The organism is Tunturiibacter empetritectus (assembly GCF_014201375.1).
In the GTDB taxonomy this organism is placed as follows: Bacteria; Acidobacteriota; Terriglobia; order Terriglobales; family Acidobacteriaceae; genus Edaphobacter; species Edaphobacter lichenicola_D.
The window spans coordinates 365,149-390,552 of sequence record NZ_JACHDZ010000002.1; the positions used below are offsets into that span (position 1 = coordinate 365,149).

A 25,404-nucleotide genomic window follows, 5' to 3' on the forward strand; every position below is an offset into this window, starting at 1 on the left:
CATTACCGAAACAGCAACGATCTTCTTACAACACAACCTTACTCAACGGATACTCAACAATTCCAGTAGCTCCTGCAGCTTTCAGCTTCGGAATCACCTCGCGAACCAACGCTTCATCCAGAATCGTATTCAGAGCAACCCACTCCTGATCGCTCAGCTGCGACACTGTCGGCGAATTCAGCGCAGGCAACTCACCAACGATCTTCTCCAGATCGGCCTTACGCGCATTCAGCATCAAACCGACCCGTCCCTGCGCAGCAATCGCCGCATTCAGCATCAGCGAGATATTCTCAATCTTCTCCCGCTTCCACGTATCTTGGTACGCTGCTTTATTCGCGATCAACTGCGTCTCACTCTCCATCAACGTCTCGATAATTCGCAGCCGGTTCGCCCGCAGCGACGACCCCGTCTCCGTCACCTCGACGATCGCATCCGCCAGTGTAGGAGGTTTCACTTCAGTCGCGCCCCAGCTAAACTCCACCGTCACCGGAATCTTCTTTCCGGCAAAGTACCGCTTCGTAAACTCAACCAACTCCGTAGCAATAATCTTGCCCGCCAGGTCCTCCGGCTTCTGGAACGGCGAATCCTCTGGCACCGCCAGCACCCACTTCACCTTCTGCCGGCTCTGCTTCGAGTACGTCAGACTCGTGACATACTCGACGTCGGTCTCATTCTCCAGCACCCAGTCGTTGCCTGTCAGTCCAGCATCGAGCGCCCCATGCTCCACGTACCGCGCCATCTCCTGAGCCCGCACCAGCATGCACTCAATCTCCGCATCATCGATAGAAGGGAAGTAGCTCCGCCCGTTAGCGAAGATCCTCCACCCAGCGCGTTCAAACAGCGCAATCGTCGCATCCTGCAGACTGCCCTTCGGTATTCCCAGCTTCAATCGCTTCGTCTCGCTCACTTCGCCTCCATCGCAATATTCTTCGTGAAGCAGCTCACCGTGCCCTCGTGACAAACCAACCCATCACCTTCGACTTCAACCTTGAACAGCAGCGCATCGTTATCGCAGTCGGTCGACGCTTCAATCACCCGCAGCCGATTGCCGCTCGTCTCACCCTTCATCCAGAGCTTCTGCCGAGTCCGGCTCCAGAACGTAACAAACCCGGTCTCAAGCGTCTTGGCGTAGCTCACCTCGTTCAAAAAACCGAGCATCAGCATCTCCCCGGTCTTCGCGTCCTGGACAATCCCCGGAACCAGGCCATCCATCTTTGCAAAATCTATCTCCACGGTATCGATCCTCTCTGTCTCCCTTGACGCGTTACCTAGCTGCATTCCCTGGCCGTACTACGCAAGAAAAAGGCCCGCTCGCGGTATGCGCGTCAGCGGGCCTTTCGAAATCCTTAGTAAGCGTTCGTTACTTCGCCACTCCGGACACAGCCGCCAACACGCTCGTTGCGTGATGATGCGAATGGCCGTGATGGAGGTGCAAGCTGCTCATCTCCAATTCAGGGTAGCGTTCAAGCCTAGAGAAGTCAAACCCTGGAGAAGTCAAACCCCACTATCCCCCGCCGCAGCTTCAAAGTCAGCAAACCCAAAACTTGTTCGTTGACGCAGCCCGCACACTCTCGTACTCTTCCGCTGTAAAGCATTCAGCCCAAAGTAGGAGATTCCAAGATGCTCAATCTTCGCCACAAACTTCTCGCCGTCGCGCTCCTGCTCTCCATCGCCCCGGTCTTTTCGGTTGCCCAGGCCTCCAAAGCAGGCACACCAGCCGCAGCGGCCACGGCTCCGCTAGATATCAACACCGCCACCGCCGACCAGCTCAAGGCCTTCCCGGGCATTGGCGATGCCTACTCCAAGCGCATCATCGACGGCCGCCCCTACACCGCAAAGAATCAGCTCGTCACCAAGGGTGTCCTCCCTCAGGCCACCTACAACAAGATCAAGGATCAGATCATCGCCAGCCACCCCAAGAAATAGGCGCCAGGCAGAGCCCTTGCTCGGACGGGCATCCGGACCAGGATGCCCGTCCCATTTAACCCATTATCTTCATCCTCGAAACCCCCACGCCGCTGCTACCATCTCTCCAACTGGCCTATGCCCCAGAGATCCGCACGCCTCCAGTATTTACTTCTCGCCGTCGTAGCCGCGCTCGCGCTCCTGCATGCGTACGGTGCTGCGATTCGCGACTTCAACGTCTTCGTGCACGGCCAGTCCATCGTTCGAGCTCCGTTCGAAAGCGGCTTGCGTCTGGCGACCACGACCAATCTTCGCGAAGAAGCTCTTGCCGCAGGTCTCCAACCCTTCGACACTATTCTCACAATAAACGGCCAGCCATACACCAGCCGCAGTATGCTTCTTGGACAAATCCGTCCCGCCTCGCCGGGCGACCCGATGACAATCACATACCGCCACGGCTCGGATCCGGCAATCAAATCGACGACCATCCGACTAGCCGCGGCCCAGGCCCGGAAGCTCTCGCCCCTCCAAATCTCACTCAACGTGGTCTTCGCCCTACTCCCTTTCTTCTGTCTTCTCATCGGTTTGTGGGTGGTCTTCGCTCGTCCAAGAAATTTAAATGCTTGGCTGATTCTTGGGATTCTCGGCTACTTCAACGCCATCATCATCAACCCGACACTGATCGTCGGGCCCTACCTCCTTCCCATCGCCTTGATCTGGAATATCGTGGCGCAGGCGGCTATGCCGATCTGCCTCATGTTTTTTGGGGTCTACTTTCCCGATCGCTCAAAAACTGATATCAAGTTCCCTTGGGTCAAATGGGTTGTCGCGATTTCCCTCATCCTTCTGTGCTCCACAGATTTCATCGCCAACTTCGGCGACATGTGGAGCTTTGCCTCGATCTCCTGGTTGGCTCCTTACCTCTACCGCATCAACGTTGCGGAAAACGTCTTGAGCGCCATCGCAATTAGTTGGTTCTTCTTCAATCTCGGCCCGAAGATCGGACAAGCTACCGGAGACGCCCGCCGTCGCCTCCGTATCCTCTACTTCGGAACTTCAATTGGTCTTACACCCTTCTTTCTCATTCTCCTTTACTCCCTCTACAAGCGAGGCGATTTCGGTCAGGACCTACCCGAATGGGTCGATATCACAGTTTTCCTGATCCTTCTTCTTTTTCCCCTCTCGCTCGCCTACGTTGTCGTCGTACAGCGTGCAATGGATCTTCGCATCATCATCCGCCAGGGAACCCGCTACGCCTTCGCCCGCGAATCTCTTACCGTGATCAGAGTCGGGCTCGCCATCTGGATGGCCTTCTCCCTCAACGATTTCTTCAGGCACCCCGACCACCAGCGCAACGACATCATCCGCATCTTACTCATCATCGCGGTCTTCTTTGCCTTCCGTTTCCTCCTCTCGAATCGTCTGCAAAAGATCATCGACCAGCGTTTCTTCCGCGAGGCCTACTCCACCGAGCAGCTCCTCTCCGAACTCTCCGACGAAGCCCGAAAATTCACCGAAGTCGCACCGCTCCTCGAAACCATCACGCGCCGCCTCGGCTCCACCCTCCACATCGACCGCATCGCCGTCTTCCTCCGCTCCGGAGATACTTATCACCTCCAACTCGCCACCGGAATGCCCATGAACGGCGCAGCCCAGATCTTCTCTCTCCCGGCCGCCTCCACCACCATCACCACACTCAGCCGCGCCAAAGCCCCCGCCAACGTCTATCGCGACGATCCCTCCAGCTGGCTCATCGACGCCACCGACGCCGAACGCAACGCCCTCAACGATCTCTCCACCGAACTTCTCGTTCCTCTGCCCGGCCGCACCCGTCTCGCCGGAGTCATCGCTCTCGGCCCCAAGAGCTCCGAAGAGCCATACAGCAAAACCGACCGCCAGCTCCTGCAAACCATCGCCTCCCAAACCGGCCTCGCTCTTGAAAACGCCGAGCTCTTTGAAAACCTCACCACCGAGGTCACTCAACGCGAACGCATCTCTCGCGAGATCGAGATTGCTCGCGAGGTCCAGGAGCGCCTCTTCCCGCAGACCTATCCCCAGCTTCCAGGTGTCGATCTCGCCGGATTCTGCCGCCCCGCTCAGGCCGTCGGAGGCGACTACTACGACTTCTTTCTCCTTCCCTCAAATTCAACCACTGACGCCCGTCTAGCTCTCGCACTCGGCGACATCTCTGGCAAAGGTATCTCCGCCTCCCTTGTCATGGCGAGTCTCCGCGCGAGCCTTCGCAGCATCGCCGGCCTGCAGCAGGGTGATCTGGGTACTCTGATCTCCCGCGTCAACGACATCGTCTATCAGTCCTCCACCGCCAGCCGCTATGCCACCTTCTTCTACGCCGAATACGATCCGATCAACCATCTCCTCACCTACGTCAACGCCGGACACAACCCGCCCTATGTCCTCCGCGGCGCAGAAACCATCGCTCTCGAAGCCACCGGAACTGTAGTTGGCCTTCTCGCGGACGCCGAGTACTCCCAGGCCACCCTCCAACTGCATCCCGGCGATGTTCTCCTCGCCTTCACCGACGGTATCTCCGAAGCCATGAACCACAGTGACGAAGAGTGGGGCGAAGACAACATGCTCGCAACCGCCCGTCAGCTCCTCTCCCGCCCCGACTGCACCACAACCGCCGACCAGCTCCTCACTTGCATCTTCGACGCCGCGGATAAATTCACCGACGGCGCGCCTCAACACGACGACATGACCCTCCTCATCTGCGCCATCGGCCGCACCCCCGCTCAATCCCGCGGAGACGCCATCAATAAAAATTGATAAATCCTTCGTTATCCCACAGATGGGTCATATCCACCCTCCACTCCGCCGTCGCCTGAGCCACGAAATCAAGTAGAGTAAAGGCAGGGCAGCCAAAGTTAAATCTGATATCGCACTGACGTCCCTCTGATGTCCCTCTGGATCTACCCTGATGTGTTGCTCTGGATGTTCCGGTTCGACGATCTATGTTCAACACCATTCCTCTCGTCCGTTCGATCACCTGCGTCGCCGGAGCCGCGACAATCCTGCTCGCACTCACCGGCTGCGGCGCCATCGTCAACAGCGCACCCGCGCCCCAGCTGCGCGTCGTCACCGCCTCACCCGACGCCGCAAGACTGGACATCTACCAGGGCTCCAACGCACTCGCGCACAATCTCGGTTTCGGCACCGTCACCTCCTACATTCCCGTCTCGTCAGGCAGCGACATAATCGCCGCAAACACCGCCGGAACGAAGCAGCTCCTCTCCGCATCCAAGACGAACTTCGCGTCGTCCGGCCAGTACACCGTTCTCATCGGCAGCACCGCCGCCAGCCTGCAGCAGCTTACCCTCACCGACCAGAGCCAGCCCGCACCCGCAGGCCAGATCGCGCTCCGTTTTCTCAACCAGGCCACCCACTCCGGACCCATCGACGTCTACCTCGTCCCCGCCGGCCAGAGACTCATCGCAGTCGCCCCCACCGTCACCAACACTCTCTTTGGAGCCAACACCGGCTACCTCAACCTCCCCGCCGGCGCCTACTCCCTCGTCATGATGCCCGGCGGAACCACTCCACCCTCGCCGCCTCTCGCGATCTACACAGGTCCCCAGGTCACCTATCCCTCCGGCGCAGCCCGCACCATCATCCTCATCGACCCGCAGCAGGCCTCCTCCCCCGGCCTCCAGGTCATCACCGCCAGCGACTTCGATCCCCCCGCCAACTAGAGCAAAGTAGCAGTTGGCGTAGAGTCTGCCTGCCTTTGTTTGTCATTCCTGAAGGGAATCTGCGGTTGCCTCCCCCCTCCTCTAGCCGATCGATCCCTCCTCAAGCCTCGCGCATACCCACAGAACGCGCTAAAGTCGCGGCGTTTCAAAAAAATATACTTCTTCGATTGACCACAACACCTGCAAAGTCCCTGTGTCTATTCCCTCCGTAAGCGGTAGCAGCAAGATCAAAGCCACCGCAGAAACTTACAGGAGCGCCACTATGAACCTCACCAAACTTGCCCTCATCGCCACTCTCACTCTCGCCCCCGCCGCCATCTTCGCGCAAACCCCAACCCCCGGCCAGAACGACTACAACATCAACCAGCGCAAAGCCGACCAGCAGCAGCGCATTGGTCAGGGCGTCAAGAGCGGCCAGCTCACCGCCGGCGAGACCTCTCACCTCGAGCATCAGGAAGCTGGCATCAACAAGGAAGAGCGTGGCATGCGCGCCCAGGACAACGGCCACCTCACCAAATCCGATCGTCAGACCCTTCACAAACAGCAGAACCAGGAATCCCGCCGCATCTACCGCGACAAGCACAACAACAAGGTCCGCTAACTCCACGCAACTTCACCTGAAACCCTGAAGACTGAATCAATCTGCTTCGTTCTCCATGCAGCAAAACAAAAAGGCCGCCGAGGAGTCCCTCAGCGGCCCTTTGTTCATCTTGAAGCTTCGTCCTGAAGCCTAGTACCGGTAGTGATCCGCCTTGTAAGGCCCTTCCACCGGAACGCTCAGGTAATCCGCCTGCTTCTTGGAGAGCGTCGTCAGCTTCACGCCGATCTTCTCCAGGTGCAGCCGTGCGACCTCTTCGTCCAGCTTCTTCGGAAGAATGTAGATCCCGATCTTGTACGTATCCTTGTTCTTCCACAGATCAAGCTGCGCCAGCGTCTGGTTCGCAAAGCTGTTCGACATCACAAAGCTAGGATGGCCCGTCGCGCAGCCCAGGTTCACCAGCCGGCCCTCAGCCAGAACAAAGATGCTGTTGCCGTTCTCGAACGTGTACTTGTCCACCTGCGGCTTGATGTTCAGCTTCTTCACGCCCTTCAGCGCATTCAGCGGCTCCATCTGAATCTCGTTGTCGAAGTGGCCGATGTTGCACACAATCGCCTGGTCCTTCATCAGCTTCATGTGCTCCACCGTGATGATGTCCACGTTCCCCGTGCAGGTCACATAAATATCGCCACGGCCAAGAGTCTCCTCAATCGTCGTGACCTCATAGCCCTCCATCGCAGCCTGCAGCGCATTGATCGGATCGATCTCCGTCACAACCACCCGCGCCCCAAGCCCACGCAGCGAAGCCGCCGAGCCTTTGCCCACATCGCCATACCCGCAAACCACCGCGACCTTACCCGCAACCATCACATCGGTCGCGCGCTTGATGCCATCCACCAGCGACTCACGGCAGCCGTACAGGTTATCGAACTTCGACTTCGTCACCGAGTCATTGACGTTGATCGCAGGCACAAGCAGCGTACCCTTCTCCAGCATCTTGTACAGCCGGTGAACACCCGTCGTCGTCTCCTCCGAGACGCCGCGCCACTCCTTCGCCACATCCTGCCAGCGTGTCGGATGCTCCGCATGCACCTTCTTCAACAGAGCCTTGATCACATCCTCTTCGGTCGAGCTCGAAGGAGAATCAATCCACTTATCGCCCTTCTCCATATCCACGCCCTTGTGGATCAGCAGCGTCACATCGCCGCCATCGTCGATCACAAGCTGCGGCCCCAGCAATCCACCCTTGCCATCAGGGAACTTCAGCGACTCGTTCGTGCACCACCAGAACTCCTCGAGCGTCTCGCCCTTCCATGCAAACACCGGCACACCCGCCGCCGCAATCGCAGCCGCCGCATGGTCCTGGGTCGAAAAGATGTTGCAGCTTGCCCAGCGAACATTCGCGCCCAGCGCCACCATCGTCTCAATCAGGACAGCCGTCTGGATCGTCATATGCAGCGAGCCGGTCACACGAACGCCTGCCAGCGGTTTCCCCGCAGCATACTTGTTGCGGATCGACATCAACCCGGGCATCTCCTGCTCGGCGATCTCAATCTCCTTCCGGCCAAAATCCGCCAGAGAAATATCGGCTACCTTGTAATCCGCCCCTGCTGCTGCCTTATCGACTGTCGCTGTCGCCATGTCTAAAAACCTCAAAATGCTGAATTTTTACCTACTCCAGAATACCATCGTAGCCTTGATTTCCTCCTCAATGAGGCGCAACAGTCATTGGCCCCATCGAACTCTTTCTGAGTCTTTTCAGCGAGATGAGCGAACCTGGACTTGTAATCCAAAGTTTCGGTGATCAATGAGGAACAAGAGTGACACGGCAGGCATGCTTAGAGATCGTGTGCAGTAGTGACAGTCGGCGTCTGTCGATTCCTAGCCACCAAAGCCAGCCCCGCCGCCGCAAGAGCCATGGCGCTGATCAAATAAAGCCCGCCGGTAAAGCTCTGCGTTGCATCCCGCAGCCGCCCCGTCATATACGGTCCCGCAAATCCTCCCACTCCACCGACCATCTGCAGAATCGCCACAGCCCCAGCCGCCGCCGTCCCGGTCAACATACTAGTCGCCAGCGTCCAGAACGGCCCCATCATGCTCCAGAGCCCCACCGCCGCCAGCGTCATCGCACACAACGCCACTAGCAGAGCATGCGCCCAGGCAGCCCACGCAAACCCCACCGCCGACAACGTCAGGCACCCAGCGATATGCCACCGCCGTTCCTTCTTCTTATCCGAGCTCCACCCCACCACCACCGTCATCACCGCCGCCGCCAGATAAGGAAACGTCGCATACCTCGCAATCAAAATCGCATCCCTCTCCCCACCATGCGAGAGGCTCTGCAGAATAAGCGGCATCCAAAGGTTCACGATATACACGCCCACCTGGCTCACAAAATAAACACCCGCCAGCACCCACAAAGCCGGCAGCCGAAACGCATCCAGCAGCCTGTGGTGCGTCGAAGCGCCAAACAGCTCATTATCCCGCTGCAACTCCCCCTCAAGCCACGTGCGCTCCTCAGGCCGCAGCCACCCAGCCTTCCCCGGCCCATCCTTCAGCACAAACAGCACCGAGATCCCCAGCAGAATCGTAGGAACTCCCTCCGAAACAAACAACCACTGCCACCCCGCCAGCCCACCTACCCCATCCAGCTTCAGCAGATAACTCGACAGCGGCCCACCCACCACTCCCGCCAGCGACGTCGCCGTCATAAACTTCGCCACCGCCCGCGCCCGCTCCTGCGTAGGGAACCAGTACGTCAGGTAAATAATCATCCCAGGAAAAAATCCCGCCTCACTCACCCCCAGCAAAAACCGCAGCACATAGAACGACTCCTTCGAGTGCATAAACATCATGCAGGTCGAGATCACGCCCCACGAGATCATGATCCGCGCAATCCATATCCGCGCCCCAACGCGCGTCAGCATCAGGTTGCTAGGCAGATCGAACAGCACCGACCCCAGAAAAAAAATCCCCGCGCCAGTCCCATACACGGTATTGCTGAAGTGCAGATCCCGCTGCAAGTCGTAAGCAGCAAACCCCACATTCACCCGGTCCAGATAAGCCACAATGTAGAGCAGAAAAATATAAGGAATCAGCCGCCAGGTAATCTTCGAGTAAAGCGCCCGTCCATCCACCGCTTGTATATCGGTCATCGGGACCTACCAAAGATCCAGTGAAGAATAGTCCCAAACCCAATAGCAAGGCACCCTGCGACGAACGCGACAACGAGAATTCCGAGAATCTTTTGCCTTCGCTCTTTCCATGGCGTTAGCTTTTCGGGTAGGTGCATGTGCGCGTATTCATCAAAGGACAAACCTTTTATCTGCCAATCGGCGTCTTCGTGGCAAACCCAAGGTTGCGAATCTAAGTTTTGGCTCTCTCCCTGTGAGGCTCTCACCGCTGCGATCGCCAGCCGAAGAAACCCTGCTCGATTGCCTAATATCGACTCGCCCATGTCTGGAGCCATCACGACCATCGCAGGGGGCTTATCCGACTTCGCAGCTTCCTCTTCTAGGAGAGCAATAGCCGTTTCGATCTTCTCGTCCATGGCAGCGACTAACCCCAGGTAGTTTCATAGGTGCATTCAGCAGAGTATCAGCATAGATGACAGACACTCTCATCACTGGTTCTTGAATCGCCCTAACGCACCGGCGGAATAATCTGAACCCGCTTTGACTCCGAATAGGATCGCCATCCAGCGAACGCCAAAAGCACAAACAGCCCTGCGAAACCAAGCGCCACGCCGAGTGCACCCACTACTCCGAGCAGCGTGACCCAAAGCGGGTTCGTCTTCTCGGAGAAATAGGCGAACGCCGCAACAATATCTCCAAGAACAAGTACGAGGGAAAGCAGCATCACGGCTACGCTTGCTATGATCCAGCCCTTGAATTCATCCGGCAGCGATTTGCTCTTGGCACCACTCATCACGCCCGCTCCGCCTCCAGCAGCCGCCTCTTCCGCTGCACGCCCCAGCGATATCCAGTGATCGCCCCATCCTTCCCCACCACGCGATGGCACGGCACAGCAATCGCAATCGGGTTCGCCCCGCAAGCCCCCGCCACCGCACGCGAAGCCGTCGGCGCGCCAAGCTGCAACGCCACTTCCGAGTAGCTCCGCGTCTCTCCCCGCGGGATAGCCTGCAGCGCCTTCCACACTCGTTGCTGAAACGCCGTAGCCCTCACATCCAGCGGAAACGTAGCCGCCAGCGGATGCTCCCCCAACTGACTCGCCACAAACGCAACCGCATCCGCCAGCCACCCAGTATTCCCCTTAGCTAACACCAGCTGTGCTTTGGAAAACTGCTCCCGCAACCCCGCAATCAACTCCTTATCATCCTTCCCAAAAGCAATCGAGCAGATCCCCACATCCGTCGTCGCCACCAGCATCCGTCCCAGCGGACTGGCCGCAGTGCAGTATCGAATCAGCAGCCCAGCCCCACCCTCCCGCATCACCCGCGGAGTCATCCCCAGCGTCGCCGCACTCTTCTCATACAACCTGCTGCTCGACCCAAACCCAGCCTCATAGATCGCATCCGTAATCGGAGCCTTCACCTTCTTAGGCTCCCTCACCTTGCTCTTGAACCGCTCCAGCCGAGCCTCCTTCGCATACTGTCCCGGACTCACCCCCAACACCCGCTTGAATCCACGCAGAATCGTCAGCCGCCCCACGCCCGTAGCCTTCGCCACATCGGCCAGCCGCGTCCGTGTCTCAGAGCCCGCATTCTCTCGCATATACTCCGTCACCGCCGCAATCGCATCCGCCTGCGGATCGGCCTTCGCCTCAGCCCTGTCGGGTTCACATCGCAAACAAGCACGGTACCCAGCAGCCTCAGCCAGCGCCGGGGTAGGGAAGAACGTCACATTCTTCCGCGAAGGCCGCCGGCTCGCGCAACTCGGCTTGCAATAGACCTTCGTAGACTTCACGGCATACACAAACTGCCCATCCGCACTCGCATCCCGCCCCAGCACCTGCTGCCACTGCTTGCCGGGAAAGTAACTCGGAACCGCCACATCACTCTTCGTTGTACTCGTCATCATCATTGTCTCTGTCATTCCAGTATCCTCCCATCCCCCGGAAATCCGCACACTCCGTTTCGTGTCTTCAAAGTAGCGCAATCTTGCCAGGCAACTTGTCGTGCAATCTTCACGGCGTAAACTATGGTCGATGAAACCGCGAACCCATCTCCCCCTCTCCCTCTCCGCGACTCTCCTCTTCACAGCTCTCGCCTCCGCGCAAAGCCCCACCGATCCTTCTCTCCCGCCTCCCACGCAACGCCCCATCCTCACCGTCACCGGCAAAGGAGTGCAGGTCTACTCCTGCCGGCAAACCGACTCCGGCCCCCAGTGGATCTTCCAAGCTCCCGACGCCACCCTCTATGACAAATCCGGCGCAACCGTTGGCACCCACGGTGCTGGACCCTCTTGGAGATCGCAAGATGGCAGCACCGTCAAAGGCAGTCTCCTCCAAAAGACCGACTCCCCCGCCCCCCAGGCCATCCCCTGGCTGCTCCTCAAAGCCGCCGACACCACCGGCTCTGGCATCATGTCTCGCGTAGAGTTCATCCGCCGCTCCGACACCCACGGAGGCATCGCGCCCACCATCGGTTGTGACGCCCAGCACCTCACCACCACCACCCGTGTCGATTACTCCGCCACCTACACCTTCTACTCCGCAAAACCCTGAACCGCCCCAGCCGAGCCGCGATTCGTCGCCGTCACTATGGGCTCCTGAGCAATCGTGCCCGGCAGACTCGGCACCGTCGTCCCATCCTCGAGCACCTCATAGCTGTCCACATAAAAGTTCGTCAGAATCGCATTTCCAAACGAAGTCGTAATCGCCACATCCGCCGCATCCCGGCCCGCCGCCATCAGCACCCGCCCAATCCTCGGCTCGTTATGCCGCGCATCCATCGTCATCCAGCGCCCATCGAGAAACACCTCATACCACGCGCTGAAATCTCCCGGCCCGCTAAACGGCGCACGAATATCCCCAAGATACCCGGTCACATACCGAGCCGGAATATTCTGGCATCTCGACAGCGTAATCGCCAGATGCTGATAGTCCCGGCACACCCCCACCCGCTCCGTAAACACATCCATCGCCGTCTTCGTCGGTCGCGCCGTCTTGTAGTTGAACATCACCTTCTCATGCACCCAGTCGCGAATCGCCGAAGCCTTCGTCCAGCCCGGCGTCATCCACCCAAAGAGATCCTGAGCGATCGGACCAAACTTGTCCACCTCGCAGTACCGGCTCGCCAGCAAATACTGCAGCACCTCCGACGGCAGATCCTCCACCGCAGCCTGTTGCGCATACGCATTGATCGGATCCGCCAGCCCCTCCATCTCAACCACGTTCATCCCGCTCAATCGAATCTCACCCGCAGGCGTCATAAACCGCGTGCACCGATTCCCAAATACATCGTGATACTCCGACACGGGAACATCAGCCTTCGTCTCGCGATCAATCTGTTCAATATGTTCGACCTTCAGCTCATTGCCCGCCCGCACCTGCCCCTCCAGCGACGGGTGCAGATGCAGCATCGCCACCATCGGCGTAGGCATAGCAAGATGAAATTGAATATCATATTCAGACTTAACAAGCATCAAAAACCCTCTTCTCGACTGGGGTTGGTACTCATGGGATGCAATTAAGCGATAGCCAGCAGTCTACTGCATCTTCTCCCAGACCCCACAACCAAAAAACAGAGCATATGCTAAGCAACAAAGCAGGGTACACACAGGGTGCGCAGTCTCCGAAAAACGCTTTGACGATTTTGCTGGCGCCTTTTCTGGGGCAGGACATCTAAATTTTGAAACCGGTAGGTGCAGGACGCAAAATAACGTGGAGGTGTCCCCATGGCTGAATCTTCTGATCTTCGGCTGACGAAGATGCCGCTCAACAACAGGGGCGGCCATATTCCCGCACTCGGCTTTGGCACCTTGATTCCCGACGCAGCCGTGACCGTCACTGCAACCAGAGACGCACTGGAAGCCGGATTTCGACACTTCGATTGCGCGGAGCGATACCGGAACGAGCGTGAGGTCGGCGAGGCCTTGCAGGCAGGAATTGCTGCCGGAGGGATTGCGCGCGAAGACATCTTTGTCACCACAAAGTTGTGGAACTCCAATCATCGGCCCGAACGTGTCGAACCGGCCTTCGGGGCGAGTCTCGACAGACTCAGGCTCAGGTATCTGGATCTCTATCTCATTCACACTCCGTTTGCATTTCAACCGGGAGACGAGCAGGACCCGCGAGATCAAAACGGCAATGTCCTATACGACAACGGAGTGACTTTGCTCGATACATGGAGAGCAATGGAAGCTCTCGTTGACGGCGGCAGATGCCGGGCCATCGGTCTGTCGGACATCAGCTTGAACCAATTGTTGCCAATCTACGAATCCGCAAGAATCAAGCCTGCGGTGGTCCAGGTTGAAGCCCATCCGTACCTGCCGGAGACGGAACTTCTGGAGTTCTGCAAAGAGAAGGGGATTGTGCTTTTGGCCTTCGCGCCGTTGGGTCACGGAATGCGCCCGGGGTTGCTCGAAGATCCAGTCATCTCGGCAATTGCCGTACGGGTTGGAAAGACGCCTGCACAGGTGCTGCTGGCATGGGCGGTGCAGCGCGGTACGGCTCTGCTTACCACACCCAAATCTGCGGCTCGCGCGCGAGAGAACTTTGACATCTCCACCCTTCCAGAAGACGCGATTGACGAGATCAATAGCATTCAGATCAGACAGAGGCTCAACGACGTGGTGAATACCGGCAGCCCAGGGTTCATTCCACGAGTTAAATCAGCATGAAGCCAAACAACACCTGAAAATAACACCTGGAGCAGCCCATGCAAGAAGAACAGATACGCGAAGCATTGAACGCGCATTGGCGTGCGTCGGCAGCCGGCGATGCAAACGCGGAGCACGATATTTATGATGACAATGCCATTTGTGATTATCCCCAATCAGGGGAGCGAATCCTCGGGCGAAACAATTTGCAGGCCTTGCGGAGTCATCACCCAGGCAAACCGTCAGGCTTCAACGTCAAGCGAATTCTCGGAAAAGGTGACCTCTGGATCACGGAATACACCATCATCTACCAGGGGCGACCGGCATACACCGTGAGCATTATGGAGTTCCGCAACGGTAAGGTTGTGCACGAGACACAGTATTTTGCGGACCCCTTTGAGGCGCCCGCCTGGCGAAGCCAATGGGTCCAGCAGATCGCGTGACACCGAATTGAGATCCGATCAGAGTCACGGTGCTGTCGGATCACAGGCAATCCGGACACTCAGTCGGTCGGCGAGGTTTTGCTTTTTTTATGCGCAGAGAATTGGCGTGCAAAAAACAGGATCATAGCAGCGATCATAAGTAACTGAACCAGCCCGCCACAAGAAAAAAGGCAGGCCCGAAGGCCCGCCCGTTTCCAATCCATCCAGAAAAAAATCTAGTTGGAAGCCGCCTGCTTGACCCCAGCCTGCTCCGCCAGTGCAGCGGCCTTATCGGTCTTCTCCCACGTAAAGCCCTCGCCCTTGCGGCCGAAGTGACCATACGCAGCCGTCGCCTTGAAGATCGGCTTGCGCAGATCGAGCCCCTCGATGATGCCCTTCGGCGTCAGCGAGAAGTTCTTCCGAACCAGGTCCTCAAGCTTCGACTCATCAGTCTTGCCCGTGCCAAACGTATCCACCAGCACGCTCACCGGCTCGGCAACACCAATCGCGTAGGCCAGCTGCACCTCGCAGCGGTCCGCCAGCCCAGCCGCGACGATATTCTTCGCCACATACCGCGCCATGTAAGCCGCCGAACGGTCCACCTTGGTCGCATCCTTGCCGCTGAATGCTCCACCGCCATGCCGTCCCATGCCGCCATACGTGTCCACGATGATCTTCCGACCCGTCAAACCCGTATCGCCCATCGGTCCACCGACCACAAACCGGCCCGTCGGATTGATGTGGTACTTCGTATCCTGGTCCAGCAGCTCCGCCGGAATCACGGCCTGAATCACATTCTTCAAAATATCCGCACGCAGCTCTTCGTTTCCAACATTCTCCGCATGCTGAGTCGAGATCACAACCGCATCCACCCGCTTCGGCTTGTTGTCCGAGTCATACTCCACCGTCACCTGGCTCTTGCCGTCCGGCCGCAGGTAAGCCATCAGGCCATTCTTGCGAACCTCGCTCAACCGGTACGCCAGCTTGTGCGCCAGCGAGATCGGCGTCGGCATCAGCTCCGGCGTCTCGTTCGTCGCATAGCCGAACATCATCCCCTGGTCGCCCGCTCCACCCGTATCCACACCCATGGCGATATCGCCCGACTGCTTGTTGATCGTCGAGATCACCGAACAGGTATTCGAATCGAACCCATACAGAGCGTTGTCATATCCAATCGCGGCGACAGTTCCGCGCACCAGGCTCTGAAAATCGACATAAGCCTTCGTCGTAATCTCCCCGGCGATCACCACCAGACCCGTGCAGGTCAGCGTCTCGCACGCCACGCGGCTATAGGGATCCTGCGCCAGACAGGCGTCCAGAATCGCATCGGAGATCTGATCGGCAATCTTATCGGGATGCCCCTCAGTGACAGACTCACTCGTAAACAGAAAACGGTCGCGTTTAGCCAAAACTCCTCCAAAGAGTACCTGCCCGGACACTTAGCCCGGAGCAGCGTGCATCTCTTCATTTTACCCACTCCAGGGGCAACCGGGCAAAGGGACTCAGCCATCTGTGTCGCACGATCATTCAACGGCCATATTCTGCATCAAGCGGCATCTGCATCAAGCAGCCGCCTCAGCAAACGGCGAAATGGGATGCAAAATGACTCCAACAGTTCCTTCAAATGTTGCTATTGAATCAGACGTCCATGCAGAGCGAACTTCCAAACCGCCCAACCCAGAACCCCTAGCATCGTCACCATCGAGCCAACGCCCATCCAGCGCATGTTCGTCTTTTGCCCGCCGCCGCTTCGGTTTCGCCGCACATTCTCAGCGAACTCCGTCCAGTCGGCATTCTGGCTATCCGCCCCGCTCTCCCGCAGGCTAGCCTCGAAGCGTTCAATCCACGGCGACTCTTCCAGCCCTACCGCTGCCAGGTAGCCGCGAACAATGCCTTTTCGGAAGACCCCTCCAGGCAGCTCGCCGTACTCCCCGGCCTCCAGCGCCTCCAGATGGCGCAGCGAAACCTTGGTCTCCGTGGAGACCCGCTCCATCGAGACCTGCCGCCTCTCGCGCTCCCTTCGTAGCTCGTCGCCGAATCGTTCCATTTGGCTTCCGTCTAACCCTTATCGGCGCGAACCTGCTCAACTCCAGTCCAACGCACGTTAATTGATCGAAGAATAGACCTCGGCATTTGTCAAAGTCAAAACTACTTTTGGGGGATGCTTCTTCCGGCTACCATATTGGAACCACGGTAGTTAGAACTGTTTCCTTCGAAGATATCCTCCAGCATTCCCCTTAAGAGGGATAGCTTTGACGATACCCCGTTCAGTCGCTATCATCGCACTTGAAGCGTCGATCGAGTAATTCCCCGGCTTTTGACGGCCACCCGCAAGCTCCGCACCCGCCAGCCACGCATTGCGGAATCGGTCCCGGTTGAGAAAGAGAATGAGTGCGCCTCCCATTTCCTGAACGCATTCCGATCGTCCCCGTATTCTTCTTTGCGGTGACCCTCCTGGTTATCCAGCTCTCTCAAGGCACCAGCCCAACCTTCGCGCTCTGCTGCTTCGCCTATATTCTTGTCGCCACCTTTGCCTTCAACCTCGCCGGAGGCTTCACCCGCACCTCCGGAGCCTTCATCTTCTTCAACTCGGTCCTCGGCGTTATCGTCGGCCTTTGCATGAAGGCTTATCTCGACGAAGCGGCAGACTCCAATCTCTTCGACCCAGAGCTCACCATCCGAGTCTTACTCGGCGGCATGTGCATGATGCTGGTCGCCGTCTATTTCACCAAAAAATCCGCCCCCCGGAACCCGCTCCTCGGAAAGATGGTCAGCGACGCCAAGATGCAGACAGCTACCGTCGGCAGTCTCATCGCGGGCGTCCTGCTCAACATCGCCTTTGTTGCGTTCCCCTCCGGCAGCGGATCGGTCCTCAGCGCTCTCAACCAGCTCAACCGCTTCTGGCCCATGGCGGTCGTCCTGGGGGTCATCAACACAATCCGCCGCAGCGGCGGAAGACGCAGCGTCAACCTGCCGGTTCTGCTCGCCGGATCTTTCATGTTCGCCTTCGGCGTCTTGGGCTTTTCCAAAGAAGGCATGTTATCTCCCTTTGCCTGCTGGCTCCTGGCGGTAGCCTCTCAGAAATACAAACTCAATCGAGCGCAGATCATCGGCGCAGTTCTCACCACCATCTTTGTCTTTCGATACCTGGTCCCCTATGCCCAATATGGAAGAACCTATCGAGAAGAAAACGGCGGAGCCAGCCTTTCGACCGTGGTCTCTCTGCTTTCCAATCTGGGCTATGTCCGTCAGCAATATCTCGAGACCTCCGCCGACTCCTATGAAGACCGCGTTCTCGGCTACTACAACAACCCCCAGGGATTCTTTGACCGTCTTCAAATGATCTCGATCGACGACGCTCTCATCAACCGCACCGCACAGTTCGGCACCTACGGCCTCTACCCCGTTGAGGAAGCCTTCGAAAATCTCGTCCCTCACTTCATCTGGCCGAACAAGCCCATTTTGCTGAGCGGAAATATCTACGCCCACGAGGTTGGCCTTCTCGGCGAAAACGACGAGTCCACCGGCGTGTCCTTCTCCTCCACCTCCACCGCCTTCCATCTCATCGGATGGAAGGGGATCTTCTTCCTCGCGCCGGCGATCTGGTTCCTCCTCTTCTTCGTCTTCGAATCCCTCTGCGGTGACACGCGAGAGACTCCATGGGGGCTCCTGGTCCTGGTTCTCTACACCCACACCGCACCCGAAGGCGACATCGGCAACATGGTATACACCGCCACTTACGCGGCCTTTGGAATCGTCTTTGCCGCTGTCGTCGGTGCCTACATCGCGCCCCTCATCGGAACCCTCTTTATCGGCCCCGAGGGCATCGAGCTCCGCCGCGGAGCGTCTATTCGAAGCATCGCCGGCCGGCTGCTCCTACCTCCGCCGCCGAAGCCGGATCAGGCGCAATAAGAAACTGTCCTGCCGGACGGGCCTCCTGCGCTGAGGGCGGTCACTTCGTGACGTGTATGCCTTTCTTGCAACCGACGATGTGTGGGGGTCCTCCCGCTGGTCGGAAGCGAAGTTGATTCCGACCAACGGGAGGACTGGGCGAAGCTCAAAAAAGGCGTGCGAACGCCCGCCCTCCGCGCAGGAGGCCCGTCCGGCAGGACAACGTCCGCAACCCCATTCCCATACACTGGTACAAGAATGAACAAATTAGTTGCCGGCAATCTGGTCCATCGCCCCCTCCGCTCGCTCATCAGCTGCCTCGCCATCGCCATCGAGGTCATCATGATCCTCTCCATCACCGCCATCCTCATGGGCAAGCTCAACGGCTTCAAGACCCGCCAGAACGGCATCGGCATGGACATGTTCGTCCGCCCCAACACCGCCAGCAACCTCATCGGCATGAGCCCCGCCGGAGCCTCCATCAAGGTCGCAGACGTCCTCGCCAAGATCCCCCACGTCATCGTCTCCGCCCCCGTCAACGTCCAGATCAACAGCTCCCTCGACACCATCTACGGCATCGACTTCAAGAGCTTCGACGCGCTCCTGCCCTTCACCTTCCTCTCCGGCACGCCCTTCCAGGGCCCCGACGACGTCATCCTCGACGACTACGCCGCAGCCGGCAAAAAAGTCGGCGACCCCATCACCATCCTCAACCACCCCTTCCGCATCTGCGGCATCGTCGCCCACGGCAAAGGCGGCCGCAAGTTCGTCCCCATCACCACAATGGGCGCGCTCACCGGCACCGAAGGCAAGGCCACCATGTTCTATCTCCGCACCGAAGACCAGCCGAAGTACCAGGACGAAGTCCGCAAGGACATCCTCGCCACCCCCGGCATGAGCACCTACAACGTCGCCACCGCCGAGGAGTACCTCTCCTCCATCTCGCCCGACCGCCTCCCCGGCTTCAACATAGGCCTTCAGGTCGTCATCGGCATCGCCGTCATCATCGGCTTCCTCGTCATCTTCCAGTCCATGTACACCGCCGTCATGGAGCGCACCCGCGAGATCGGCATCCTCAAGTCCATGGGAGCCTCCCGCGCCTACATCGTCAGCATCGTCCTGCGCGAGACCGGTGTCCTCGCCACCATCGGCATCGTCATCGGCATCGCAGCCAGCTTCGCCCTCAGCGCCGCCCTCGAGGCCCGCTTCCCCACGCTCGACTTCGTCATCAACGTCCCCTACGTCTGGAAGGCCACAGCCATCGCCTTCATCGGAGCCATCCTCGGCGCACTCTACCCAGCCCTAAAAGCCGCCAGCAAAGACCCCATCGACGCACTCTCCTACGAGTAACCAAAAGGCAGCGAGTAAGCGATAGAGCAGCGAGTAAGCAACAAGAGCAGTCAAATAATAACGAGCCGTCATTCTGAGCGCAGCGCAGAATCCCCGTATTTGCCGTTGCTGTTGCCTTTATTACCTTCTCGACAAACAAAAAAGCGTCATCTCGATCGAAGTAGTTCACCTGAACTGAAGGCTGCCTTTCCAGGGATCATTTCCTCACAACTCCGCATCACAACTCTGCGCGGCCCACGCCTCGCATAAATCAAGGAGGGAATCCCATGAGCGAGGTCAGGACAAAAGACGGAACGTCAATTTACTTCAAAGACTGGGGTACCGGTCAACCCATCGTGTTTAGCCATGGCTGGCCGCTTTCGGCCGACGACTGGGACACCCAGATGATGTTCTTTCTCAATCACGGCTATCGCGTCATCGCCCATGACCGCCGCGGCCACGGACGCTCCAGCCAGGGAGCCGACGGACACGACATGGATCACTACGCTGATGATCTTGCGGAGCTCACCGCCCATCTCGATCTGAAGAATGCCATACACGTCGGACACTCCACCGGCGGCGGCGAAGTCGTGCACTATCTGGCGCGGCATGGAGAGAGCCGCGTGGCCAAAGCTGCGATCATCAGCGCGGTGCCGCCCCTGATGGTCAAGACGGCGGCCAATCCGGGCGGCCTTCCCAAGGAGGTCTTCGACGGACTTCAGGCGCAGCTCGCCGCCAATCGTTCGCAGTTCTATCGCGACCTCCCAGCCGGCCCATTCTATGGCTACAACCGGCCCGGCGCGAAGTCCTCCGAGGCGGTCATCGAGAACTGGTGGCGCCAGGGCATGATGGGCGGCGCCAAGGCGCACTACGACGGCATCGTAGCCTTCTCCCAGACCGACTTCACCGAGGACCTCAAGAAGATCACCGTACCCGTGCTCGTGATGCACGGCGAAGACGATCAGATTGTGCCATTCGCCGATGCCGGACCCCTCTCAGCAAAACTGCTCAAAAACTCCAAGACGAAGTTCTATCCGGGCTTCCCGCACGGTATGCCGACTACGAACGCGGACACGATCAACGCCGACCTACTCGCGTTCTTCAAGGGATGAGCACCTTTGGAGGGTCGTGCTTCAAACGACCCTCCAATTCCGGGCAAGAGACGAGCTAATCGGAAGCTGACCCACAAAAGCCCACCCTCTTGACAAACAACCGCCCCAAACACCCCACGTTCAGGCCGCCGCACCAGCAATAAAAGAATCCACCATCAAAACGCGAAACCCCGCCACTGGCGCGCCCTCCACCACAAAAAGACGCTGTCAAAACACCACGTTTCACCACCGAAAAACCACCTCATCACCACTATCCACCAGCACCCAAAACTCAGACCGATCCCGTCGCCGCATCCGCCACCTCACCCTGCACAAACCGCCGCATCGCCAGCTCCGCCGTCAGAGGAGCCAGCGCCAGTGCGAACGGCAAAAATATCCGCACCTCCTCCATCCTCCCCACCACCAGCCACATCCCCAGAAAGACCAAAGCCCCCGCCAGCATCCCCGCTCCCGCCGCCTCCACCCGCTCCCGCTGCCTCACAACCCTCCCCACCGTCCATGCAAATGGCCCCATAAACAGCGCAAAGGGAAGCCACGACACCGGCGAACTCAAATTCGAAAGCAGTTGAAACACCGGGGTATTGCCGTAAGTCGCCAGAGGAAACATCCTCCGCATCAGCCAGTACTGAATCCCCAGCACCACCAGCAGCGAAACCACGCTGGTCCCCGCCTGCAAGCTCCGCGGCAGCGCAAACCCGCGCCCCAGCGGCGTCAAACACACCAGCAGAATCCCGACATGCAGCGCAAACGCAACATCGGCGCGAACAAACCCCTGCGCCACCGTCAGCAACAGAAACCCAACCACCGCCACTCCCCCACGCAGAGGAACACCCAGCAGCAACAGCGCCACCGCCAGGATTGCCGCCGTCGGCAGCGTCTCCGGCCTTTGATACCAGAGCAGCCACGCCAGATAAAACTGCACCAGCACCAAAAAACCAGCGGCCCCAAACCACTGCCCCGCCAGCCCGGCCTCGCGGTACCTCGCCGACCGCCGCAACACCGTAAACAGCGCAAACACCGCAACCAGACCCGCGATCACATCTACCACCGTCAGCATATGCCGAAGCGCAAGATGTGTGTGTCGAGCCAGAAAGTACGCCGAATCAATCACCCCGATCCGGTACTGGTTCGGCGCATTCGCCGTCCCCCCCACCACATCCATCCAGATCCCCGGCTCTGCATGAAACGCCCGACTGTAGCTCCAGTAATCCAGAAAACCCGCCGACAGAACGATAAGACTCAGCAAAACGCTGACGACCTTCTTTGGGCCCTGCTTCATCTGTTCTCTTCTCGCTTCCCACTGGGGTTTGAGTGGAAGAATAGCATCCTACCCCTGGCCGTCCCGCTCTGAAAACTCACCCATGTGCAACTCCTTGCACCCCTCCGTACTAATTCTGTAATACCCTAAACTCTTACAACATACTTGCGTTTAACCCTCTGTACACATGAAGCGGCCAGGCTCCATCTCGTTCCCCATTCTCCCCGTCCTCGAGGCGTCCCTCCTCCTCGCCTCAGCCTTCTTCTTCATCCTGCATGCCTTCCACCTCAGCGCCGACTTCCCCAACCACTCCCTCTGGATGGACTGGGCCAAGTACACCGACGAGGGCTGGTACGGCGACGGCGCCATCCGCCACTTCCTGCGCGGCCACTGGTATGTCCCCGGCGACTTCAACCCCGCCGCCGCCCTCCCCGTCTGGCCCCTCCTCGAAGCCGCCCTCTTCCGCTTCACCGGCGTCAGCCTCACCGCCGCCCGTGCTCTGACGGTCGCCATCTTCGGTCTTATCCTCGCTGCTTCCTATCTCCTCCTGCGCCGCTGGCACCATCTCGCAACCCCCGCAGGTCAAGCCCCCTCGAGAAACCTCGCCCCCGCCATCGCCGTCCTCCTGCTGGCGGTCAGTCCCTTCTGCTACGTCTTCACCCGCATGGCGATCCTCGAGCCCCTGCTCATCCTCCTCACGCTCCTCGCCCTCCTCGCCGCCTCCTATGCGACGCCTGTGCAGGGAGTCGAGCCGATCTCCCTGCGAGACCGCCTCCATCAAGCACTCCCCGTCGTCTCCCTCGGCCTGCTTCTTCCCCTCATGGTCCTCACCAAGACCACCGCCATCTTCCTCCTCCCCTCCATCGCCTGGATCCTCTGGGCCCGCGCCGGCTACCGCCTCCGCCCCTTCTTCCGCCTCGCCCTCCCCGCCGCCGCGCTCGCCGCCGTCACCTGGACTGCCTACTACGCCCTCCTCATCCGCCCGCACTTCCTCGACGACTACCACTACCTCTTCAGCGCCAACGGTTACACCGGCATCACCCCCGCCACCGCCCTCTCCGTCCTGGGCGACACCATCGTCGACGGCCTCTGGATCGGCAACATCCTCTATCCCCTTGCTCTTCTCGCCATCTTCTCCGCCTTCCTCCTCCGTCCCCGCCTTCTCCGTAACCCGCTCATCCCAGCCCTCCTGCTCTGGGCCGTCGGCTACACCGCCTTCCTCGCCTATCACAACAACCTCCAGCCGCGTTACTACCTCGTTCTCGCGGTCCCCCTCACCCTGCTCATTCCTGTCGTCTTCTCCACCCTCTGGACCAGCAGCCAACCCTCCGTCACCTCCGAACCGCTATCTCCCCTCCGCCGCCTGGCCACCGCCAGCATAGTAGCCGTCCTGGCTCTCCTCACCGTCACCGACGCCCGCCAGACCCTCCACTACGTCCGCACCCCCGACTACACCTACACCTCTGCCGCCGCTCAGATCCGCAACATCGTCTCCGCCGACCACACCCACAACCCGCTCATCCTCTCGATCAGCGGCTCCGACCTCTCCCTCATGACCGGCCTGCCCTCCATCTGCGACGACTTTGGCACCATGGACCTCGCCGTCCGCGTTCAGGCCTACCACCCCGGCTGGTACGTCGCCTGGAATCAGGTTGACGACGACAAGATGGACGCCCTCGCACCCATCTACCACCTCCAGCGCGTCGCCGCCTTCCCCACCATGGACGACCCCGAGCGCAACCTCCTCATCCTCTACCGTCTGGACCCAGCTATCCCCGGCACGCACCCCCGCCGCCACCGCAAACCCGTCATCCCTCGCCTCCTCCAGACCACCTTCGGCCAGCAGCCCAGCCCCATCCAGCTCGAGCACTAGCAGCAACTCACTGAAGTTGCTTTACATCCCAATCCCCTACCAATCTCACGGCAGCCTCAAACCCCTGCCACGGCACCGGACGGTTCTGCCGCCACCGGCGCAAACCGGTGATACACAATCAAGCCCATTGCCGGAACCAGCAGGGCGCTCAGCTCGGAGAAGATCCGTATCTCCGGCATCAATCCCATAAAGAACATGCCCACAAACCAAATGGGAATCAGAATCGTGCAGCCGTAGTCGATTCCCGGGTTCCCGATCCATCTCCTCTGCAGCAATATCACCGGCAGCAGAAACCCAAAGACGCTCAGATAGACAGGCCACTGTTGCGGTCGCAGTAGCATATGCACGTTCAGCATCATCCTGCCCACCACCGGAGGATTCGTCGGAGTCGAGCCATAGTCATAGATGTTTGCTGCAAATCGATGTGCCAGCCACAGCTTCAGCCCTACCCAGATCGCGCCCTGCACCACCCCATGCGCCGCCAGCCGCAGAGCGTCCTTCGAGGTCACACGGCCTTCGCGTGCGCGTATCTCCTGCCACTTCCAGATCAGGAAAAATATTGTCAGGAAGCAGATCGTCTCCCGATTCAGCACCGCAATCGGATAAAGAGCGTAATAGAGCCGGTTCCGCCCACTCACCACCAGAAAGACGCCGAGGCAGAAGAACATCAGGCTCGGCGTATCGTACGGAAAGGTATACGCGAGACCCCACCCCGGAGCCAAGTTCGCATAGGCCATGTAGATCAGCAGCAGGCTCATCCACCGGCTGAAGATCCTGTCCCCGGTCAGCCTGGTCAGCGTCGCCGCCGTCGCCAGCACCGCCCCGAACAGGCTCATGATCGCAATGCCGATCTGCACCAGCTGCGTGGGCTTTTGGAATAGCAGCGGAGCATGACGCATGTGCTGCGCGTGCTGCGCCAGCGCGATCACCGCATGCCGCGTAGCGAAGAAGCGAAACACGTACATCATCAGAATGCGGTACTGATACGGCGTCTTCTCCACCCCGCGCATGTAGGCGTCCAGGTCGAGAAAGTCGATGATCAGGTTGTACGACAAGGCAAAATGCAGGCAGATTCCCAGGGTAAATCCAACCCAGACCGCCGTCTTCCAGCGGGAGTCTGGTCGCCCGAACCAAACCGCGCCGCCTCCGTTCGTCACGATCGCCCTGCTACCTTCGGTCACCGCGCTCCCCGCCATCCGTAAAATCCCTTCCAACCCCAAATTCGCCCGATAATAGCATGGCACCCCGCCCCAACCTGCTCAAAATCGTTGACTTCGCTAGGGCCATTCGATATTCTATTCACTCGCGCAGTCTCGCGTCTGTACGTCTGTGTCAGCTTCACTCTCAGGCGAGTCAGTTCACCGAGACATCCGTGGTGGATCCACTGGGGAGCAGCTTTCAACACAGCCGCCCCTGAAGCACCCTCCCATAGGTTGTGCGTAGTCGAGATGTAGTCCAGCTGTAGTCCAGGCCAGGCGGGCCGTTCCGCGTGTTTGGAGAGAGATTCTCCCCTCCCGCACGTCGCCTTGCTCTGGAAAAAACGTTCTTTCGGACTTTTCCGAATTTTTTTATCAACGCACCACTA

The 25,404-nt window shown here is 59.0% G+C and carries 23 protein-coding genes; 11 read left to right on the forward strand and 12 right to left on the reverse strand.

Annotated features, from left to right (window positions below; translation table 11 throughout):
- Positions 1-25: 25 nt before the first annotated feature.
- Positions 26-907: an ATP phosphoribosyltransferase gene (gene hisG, locus HDF10_RS07640; protein ID WP_183812122.1), complete on the reverse strand. Its 882-nt coding sequence runs from the start codon at positions 905-907 to the stop codon at positions 26-28.
- A complete protein-coding gene (hisI, locus tag HDF10_RS07645; RefSeq protein WP_183812124.1) occupies positions 904-1,278 on the reverse strand; it encodes a phosphoribosyl-AMP cyclohydrolase in 375 nt (124 codons plus the stop codon). The genes hisG and hisI overlap by 4 nt, the downstream gene beginning before the upstream one ends.
- Positions 1,279-1,620: 342 nt before the next feature.
- Between hisI and HDF10_RS07650 the strand changes: the two genes are divergently transcribed.
- The 4 genes from HDF10_RS07650 (at position 1,621) to HDF10_RS07665 (ending at position 6,216) form a co-directional block, all read left to right on the forward strand.
- A complete protein-coding gene (locus tag HDF10_RS07650) occupies positions 1,621-1,926 on the forward strand; it encodes a ComEA family DNA-binding protein (RefSeq protein ID WP_183812126.1) in 306 nt (101 codons plus the stop codon).
- 117 nt (positions 1,927-2,043) lie between these two features.
- A complete protein-coding gene (locus HDF10_RS07655; protein WP_183812128.1) occupies positions 2,044-4,692 on the forward strand; it encodes a SpoIIE family protein phosphatase in 2,649 nt (882 codons plus the stop codon).
- Between the two features lie 185 nt (positions 4,693-4,877).
- Positions 4,878-5,615, forward strand: coding sequence for a DUF4397 domain-containing protein (locus tag HDF10_RS07660; protein WP_183812130.1), 738 nt, complete (start codon positions 4,878-4,880; stop codon positions 5,613-5,615).
- A 262-nt stretch (positions 5,616-5,877) separates the two neighbouring features.
- The gene (locus HDF10_RS07665; RefSeq protein ID WP_183812132.1) at positions 5,878-6,216 is read left to right on the forward strand and encodes a hypothetical protein; all 339 of its coding nucleotides are present in this window, start codon (positions 5,878-5,880) and stop codon (positions 6,214-6,216) included.
- Positions 6,217-6,345: 129 nt separating this feature from the next.
- Here the strand turns inward: HDF10_RS07665 and ahcY are convergent, their stop codons facing one another.
- The 5 genes from ahcY to HDF10_RS07690 form a co-directional block, all read right to left on the reverse strand.
- Entirely contained in the window at positions 6,346-7,794 is a 1,449-nt protein-coding gene (gene ahcY / locus HDF10_RS07670; protein ID WP_183812134.1) for an adenosylhomocysteinase, read from the reverse strand.
- A 197-nt stretch (positions 7,795-7,991) separates the two neighbouring features.
- Positions 7,992-9,308 (reverse strand): MFS transporter, encoded by a 1,317-nt coding sequence (locus tag HDF10_RS07675; RefSeq protein ID WP_183812136.1) that lies wholly within the window; start codon positions 9,306-9,308, stop codon positions 7,992-7,994.
- On the reverse strand, positions 9,305-9,703 hold the full coding sequence (locus tag HDF10_RS07680; protein WP_183812138.1) for a hypothetical protein: 399 nt from the start codon (positions 9,701-9,703) through the stop codon (positions 9,305-9,307). Before HDF10_RS07680 ends, HDF10_RS07675 begins: the two co-directional genes overlap by 4 nt.
- 92 nt (positions 9,704-9,795) lie before the next feature.
- Positions 9,796-10,080 (reverse strand): hypothetical protein, encoded by a 285-nt coding sequence (locus HDF10_RS07685; RefSeq protein WP_183812140.1) that lies wholly within the window; start codon positions 10,078-10,080, stop codon positions 9,796-9,798.
- Complete coding sequence (locus HDF10_RS07690) at positions 10,080-11,207, reverse strand: bifunctional transcriptional activator/DNA repair enzyme AdaA (protein WP_311732693.1); 1,128 nt, start codon at positions 11,205-11,207, stop codon at positions 10,080-10,082. Before HDF10_RS07690 ends, HDF10_RS07685 begins: the two co-directional genes overlap by 1 nt.
- A 112-nt stretch (positions 11,208-11,319) precedes the next feature.
- Here HDF10_RS07690 and HDF10_RS07695 point away from each other — a divergent pair, with 112 nt between their 5' ends.
- On the forward strand, positions 11,320-11,838 hold the full coding sequence (locus tag HDF10_RS07695) for a DUF3455 domain-containing protein (protein WP_183812142.1): 519 nt from the start codon (positions 11,320-11,322) through the stop codon (positions 11,836-11,838).
- On the opposite strand, the gene HDF10_RS07700 is transcribed toward HDF10_RS07695, so the two are convergent.
- A complete protein-coding gene (locus HDF10_RS07700) occupies positions 11,820-12,758 on the reverse strand; it encodes a transglutaminase-like domain-containing protein (RefSeq protein WP_183812144.1) in 939 nt (312 codons plus the stop codon). The genes HDF10_RS07695 and HDF10_RS07700 overlap by 19 nt on opposite strands.
- Before the next feature lie 252 nt (positions 12,759-13,010).
- On the opposite strand from HDF10_RS07700, the gene HDF10_RS07705 reads away from it, so the two are divergent.
- Both HDF10_RS07705 and HDF10_RS07710 read left to right on the forward strand, forming a co-directional pair.
- Positions 13,011-13,955 carry an aldo/keto reductase gene (locus tag HDF10_RS07705; RefSeq protein ID WP_183812146.1) on the forward strand — a complete coding sequence of 315 codons (945 nt, stop codon included), beginning with the start codon at positions 13,011-13,013 and terminating at the stop codon, positions 13,953-13,955.
- A gap of 38 nt (positions 13,956-13,993) precedes the next feature.
- The gene (locus HDF10_RS07710) at positions 13,994-14,377 is read left to right on the forward strand and encodes a nuclear transport factor 2 family protein (RefSeq protein ID WP_183812148.1); all 384 of its coding nucleotides are present in this window, start codon (positions 13,994-13,996) and stop codon (positions 14,375-14,377) included.
- 215 nt (positions 14,378-14,592) lie between these two features.
- Here HDF10_RS07710 and metK read toward each other — a convergent pair whose 3' ends face one another.
- Together metK and HDF10_RS07720 are read right to left on the reverse strand one after the other, a co-directional pair.
- A complete protein-coding gene (metK, locus tag HDF10_RS07715) occupies positions 14,593-15,765 on the reverse strand; it encodes a methionine adenosyltransferase (RefSeq protein ID WP_183812150.1) in 1,173 nt (390 codons plus the stop codon).
- A 221-nt stretch (positions 15,766-15,986) separates the two neighbouring features.
- Positions 15,987-16,403 carry a helix-turn-helix domain-containing protein gene (locus tag HDF10_RS07720; protein ID WP_183812152.1) on the reverse strand — a complete coding sequence of 139 codons (417 nt, stop codon included), beginning with the start codon at positions 16,401-16,403 and terminating at the stop codon, positions 15,987-15,989.
- Positions 16,404-16,747: 344 nt separating this feature from the next.
- On the opposite strand from HDF10_RS07720, the gene HDF10_RS07725 reads away from it, so the two are divergent.
- The 3 genes from HDF10_RS07725 (at position 16,748) to HDF10_RS07735 (ending at position 20,688) form a co-directional block, all read left to right on the forward strand.
- On the forward strand, positions 16,748-18,268 hold the full coding sequence (locus tag HDF10_RS07725; RefSeq protein ID WP_183812154.1) for a hypothetical protein: 1,521 nt from the start codon (positions 16,748-16,750) through the stop codon (positions 18,266-18,268).
- Positions 18,269-18,505: 237 nt separating this feature from the next.
- Positions 18,506-19,597, forward strand: coding sequence for an ABC transporter permease (locus tag HDF10_RS07730; RefSeq protein ID WP_183812156.1), 1,092 nt, complete (start codon positions 18,506-18,508; stop codon positions 19,595-19,597).
- A gap of 266 nt (positions 19,598-19,863) precedes the next feature.
- Positions 19,864-20,688 (forward strand): alpha/beta fold hydrolase, encoded by an 825-nt coding sequence (locus HDF10_RS07735; protein WP_183812158.1) that lies wholly within the window; start codon positions 19,864-19,866, stop codon positions 20,686-20,688.
- 271 nt (positions 20,689-20,959) lie between these two features.
- Here the strand turns inward: HDF10_RS07735 and HDF10_RS07740 are convergent, their stop codons facing one another.
- Positions 20,960-21,967 carry a hypothetical protein gene (locus tag HDF10_RS07740; RefSeq protein WP_183812160.1) on the reverse strand — a complete coding sequence of 336 codons (1,008 nt, stop codon included), beginning with the start codon at positions 21,965-21,967 and terminating at the stop codon, positions 20,960-20,962.
- A gap of 166 nt (positions 21,968-22,133) precedes the next feature.
- On the opposite strand from HDF10_RS07740, the gene HDF10_RS07745 reads away from it, so the two are divergent.
- Positions 22,134-23,819 carry a hypothetical protein gene (locus HDF10_RS07745; RefSeq protein ID WP_183812162.1) on the forward strand — a complete coding sequence of 562 codons (1,686 nt, stop codon included), beginning with the start codon at positions 22,134-22,136 and terminating at the stop codon, positions 23,817-23,819.
- Between the two features lie 56 nt (positions 23,820-23,875).
- On the opposite strand, the gene HDF10_RS07750 is transcribed toward HDF10_RS07745, so the two are convergent.
- Entirely contained in the window at positions 23,876-25,015 is a 1,140-nt protein-coding gene (locus tag HDF10_RS07750; RefSeq protein WP_183812164.1) for a hypothetical protein, read from the reverse strand.
- Between the last annotated feature and the right edge of the window lie 389 nt (positions 25,016-25,404).

Coding starts and splice junctions, on each gene's coding strand:
- HDF10_RS07685 (WP_183812140.1), bottom strand. CDS start 10,080: ATGAGTGGTGCCAAGAGCAAATCGCTGCCGGATGAATTCAAGGGCTGG.
- HDF10_RS07700 (WP_183812144.1), bottom strand. CDS start 12,758: ATGCTTGTTAAGTCTGAATATGATATTCAATTTCATCTTGCTATGCCT.
- HDF10_RS07680 (WP_183812138.1), bottom strand. CDS start 9,703: ATGGACGAGAAGATCGAAACGGCTATTGCTCTCCTAGAAGAGGAAGCT.
- HDF10_RS07690 (WP_311732693.1), bottom strand. CDS start 11,207: ATGACAGAGACAATGATGATGACGAGTACAACGAAGAGTGATGTGGCG.
- HDF10_RS07740 (WP_183812160.1), bottom strand. CDS start 21,967: ATGAAGCAGGGCCCAAAGAAGGTCGTCAGCGTTTTGCTGAGTCTTATC.
- ahcY (WP_183812134.1), bottom strand. CDS start 7,794: ATGGCGACAGCGACAGTCGATAAGGCAGCAGCAGGGGCGGATTACAAG.
- HDF10_RS07730 (WP_183812156.1), top strand. CDS start 18,506: ATGAACAAATTAGTTGCCGGCAATCTGGTCCATCGCCCCCTCCGCTCG.
- HDF10_RS07695 (WP_183812142.1), top strand. CDS start 11,320: ATGAAACCGCGAACCCATCTCCCCCTCTCCCTCTCCGCGACTCTCCTC.
- HDF10_RS07660 (WP_183812130.1), top strand. CDS start 4,878: ATGTTCAACACCATTCCTCTCGTCCGTTCGATCACCTGCGTCGCCGGA.
- HDF10_RS07735 (WP_183812158.1), top strand. CDS start 19,864: ATGAGCGAGGTCAGGACAAAAGACGGAACGTCAATTTACTTCAAAGAC.
- HDF10_RS07665 (WP_183812132.1), top strand. CDS start 5,878: ATGAACCTCACCAAACTTGCCCTCATCGCCACTCTCACTCTCGCCCCC.
- HDF10_RS07650 (WP_183812126.1), top strand. CDS start 1,621: ATGCTCAATCTTCGCCACAAACTTCTCGCCGTCGCGCTCCTGCTCTCC.
- HDF10_RS07710 (WP_183812148.1), top strand. CDS start 13,994: ATGCAAGAAGAACAGATACGCGAAGCATTGAACGCGCATTGGCGTGCG.
- hisI (WP_183812124.1), bottom strand. CDS start 1,278: ATGCAGCTAGGTAACGCGTCAAGGGAGACAGAGAGGATCGATACCGTG.
- HDF10_RS07720 (WP_183812152.1), bottom strand. CDS start 16,403: ATGGAACGATTCGGCGACGAGCTACGAAGGGAGCGCGAGAGGCGGCAG.
- HDF10_RS07675 (WP_183812136.1), bottom strand. CDS start 9,308: ATGACCGATATACAAGCGGTGGATGGACGGGCGCTTTACTCGAAGATT.
- HDF10_RS07745 (WP_183812162.1), top strand. CDS start 22,134: ATGAAGCGGCCAGGCTCCATCTCGTTCCCCATTCTCCCCGTCCTCGAG.
- HDF10_RS07705 (WP_183812146.1), top strand. CDS start 13,011: ATGGCTGAATCTTCTGATCTTCGGCTGACGAAGATGCCGCTCAACAAC.
- HDF10_RS07655 (WP_183812128.1), top strand. CDS start 2,044: ATGCCCCAGAGATCCGCACGCCTCCAGTATTTACTTCTCGCCGTCGTA.
- HDF10_RS07750 (WP_183812164.1), bottom strand. CDS start 25,015: ATGGCGGGGAGCGCGGTGACCGAAGGTAGCAGGGCGATCGTGACGAAC.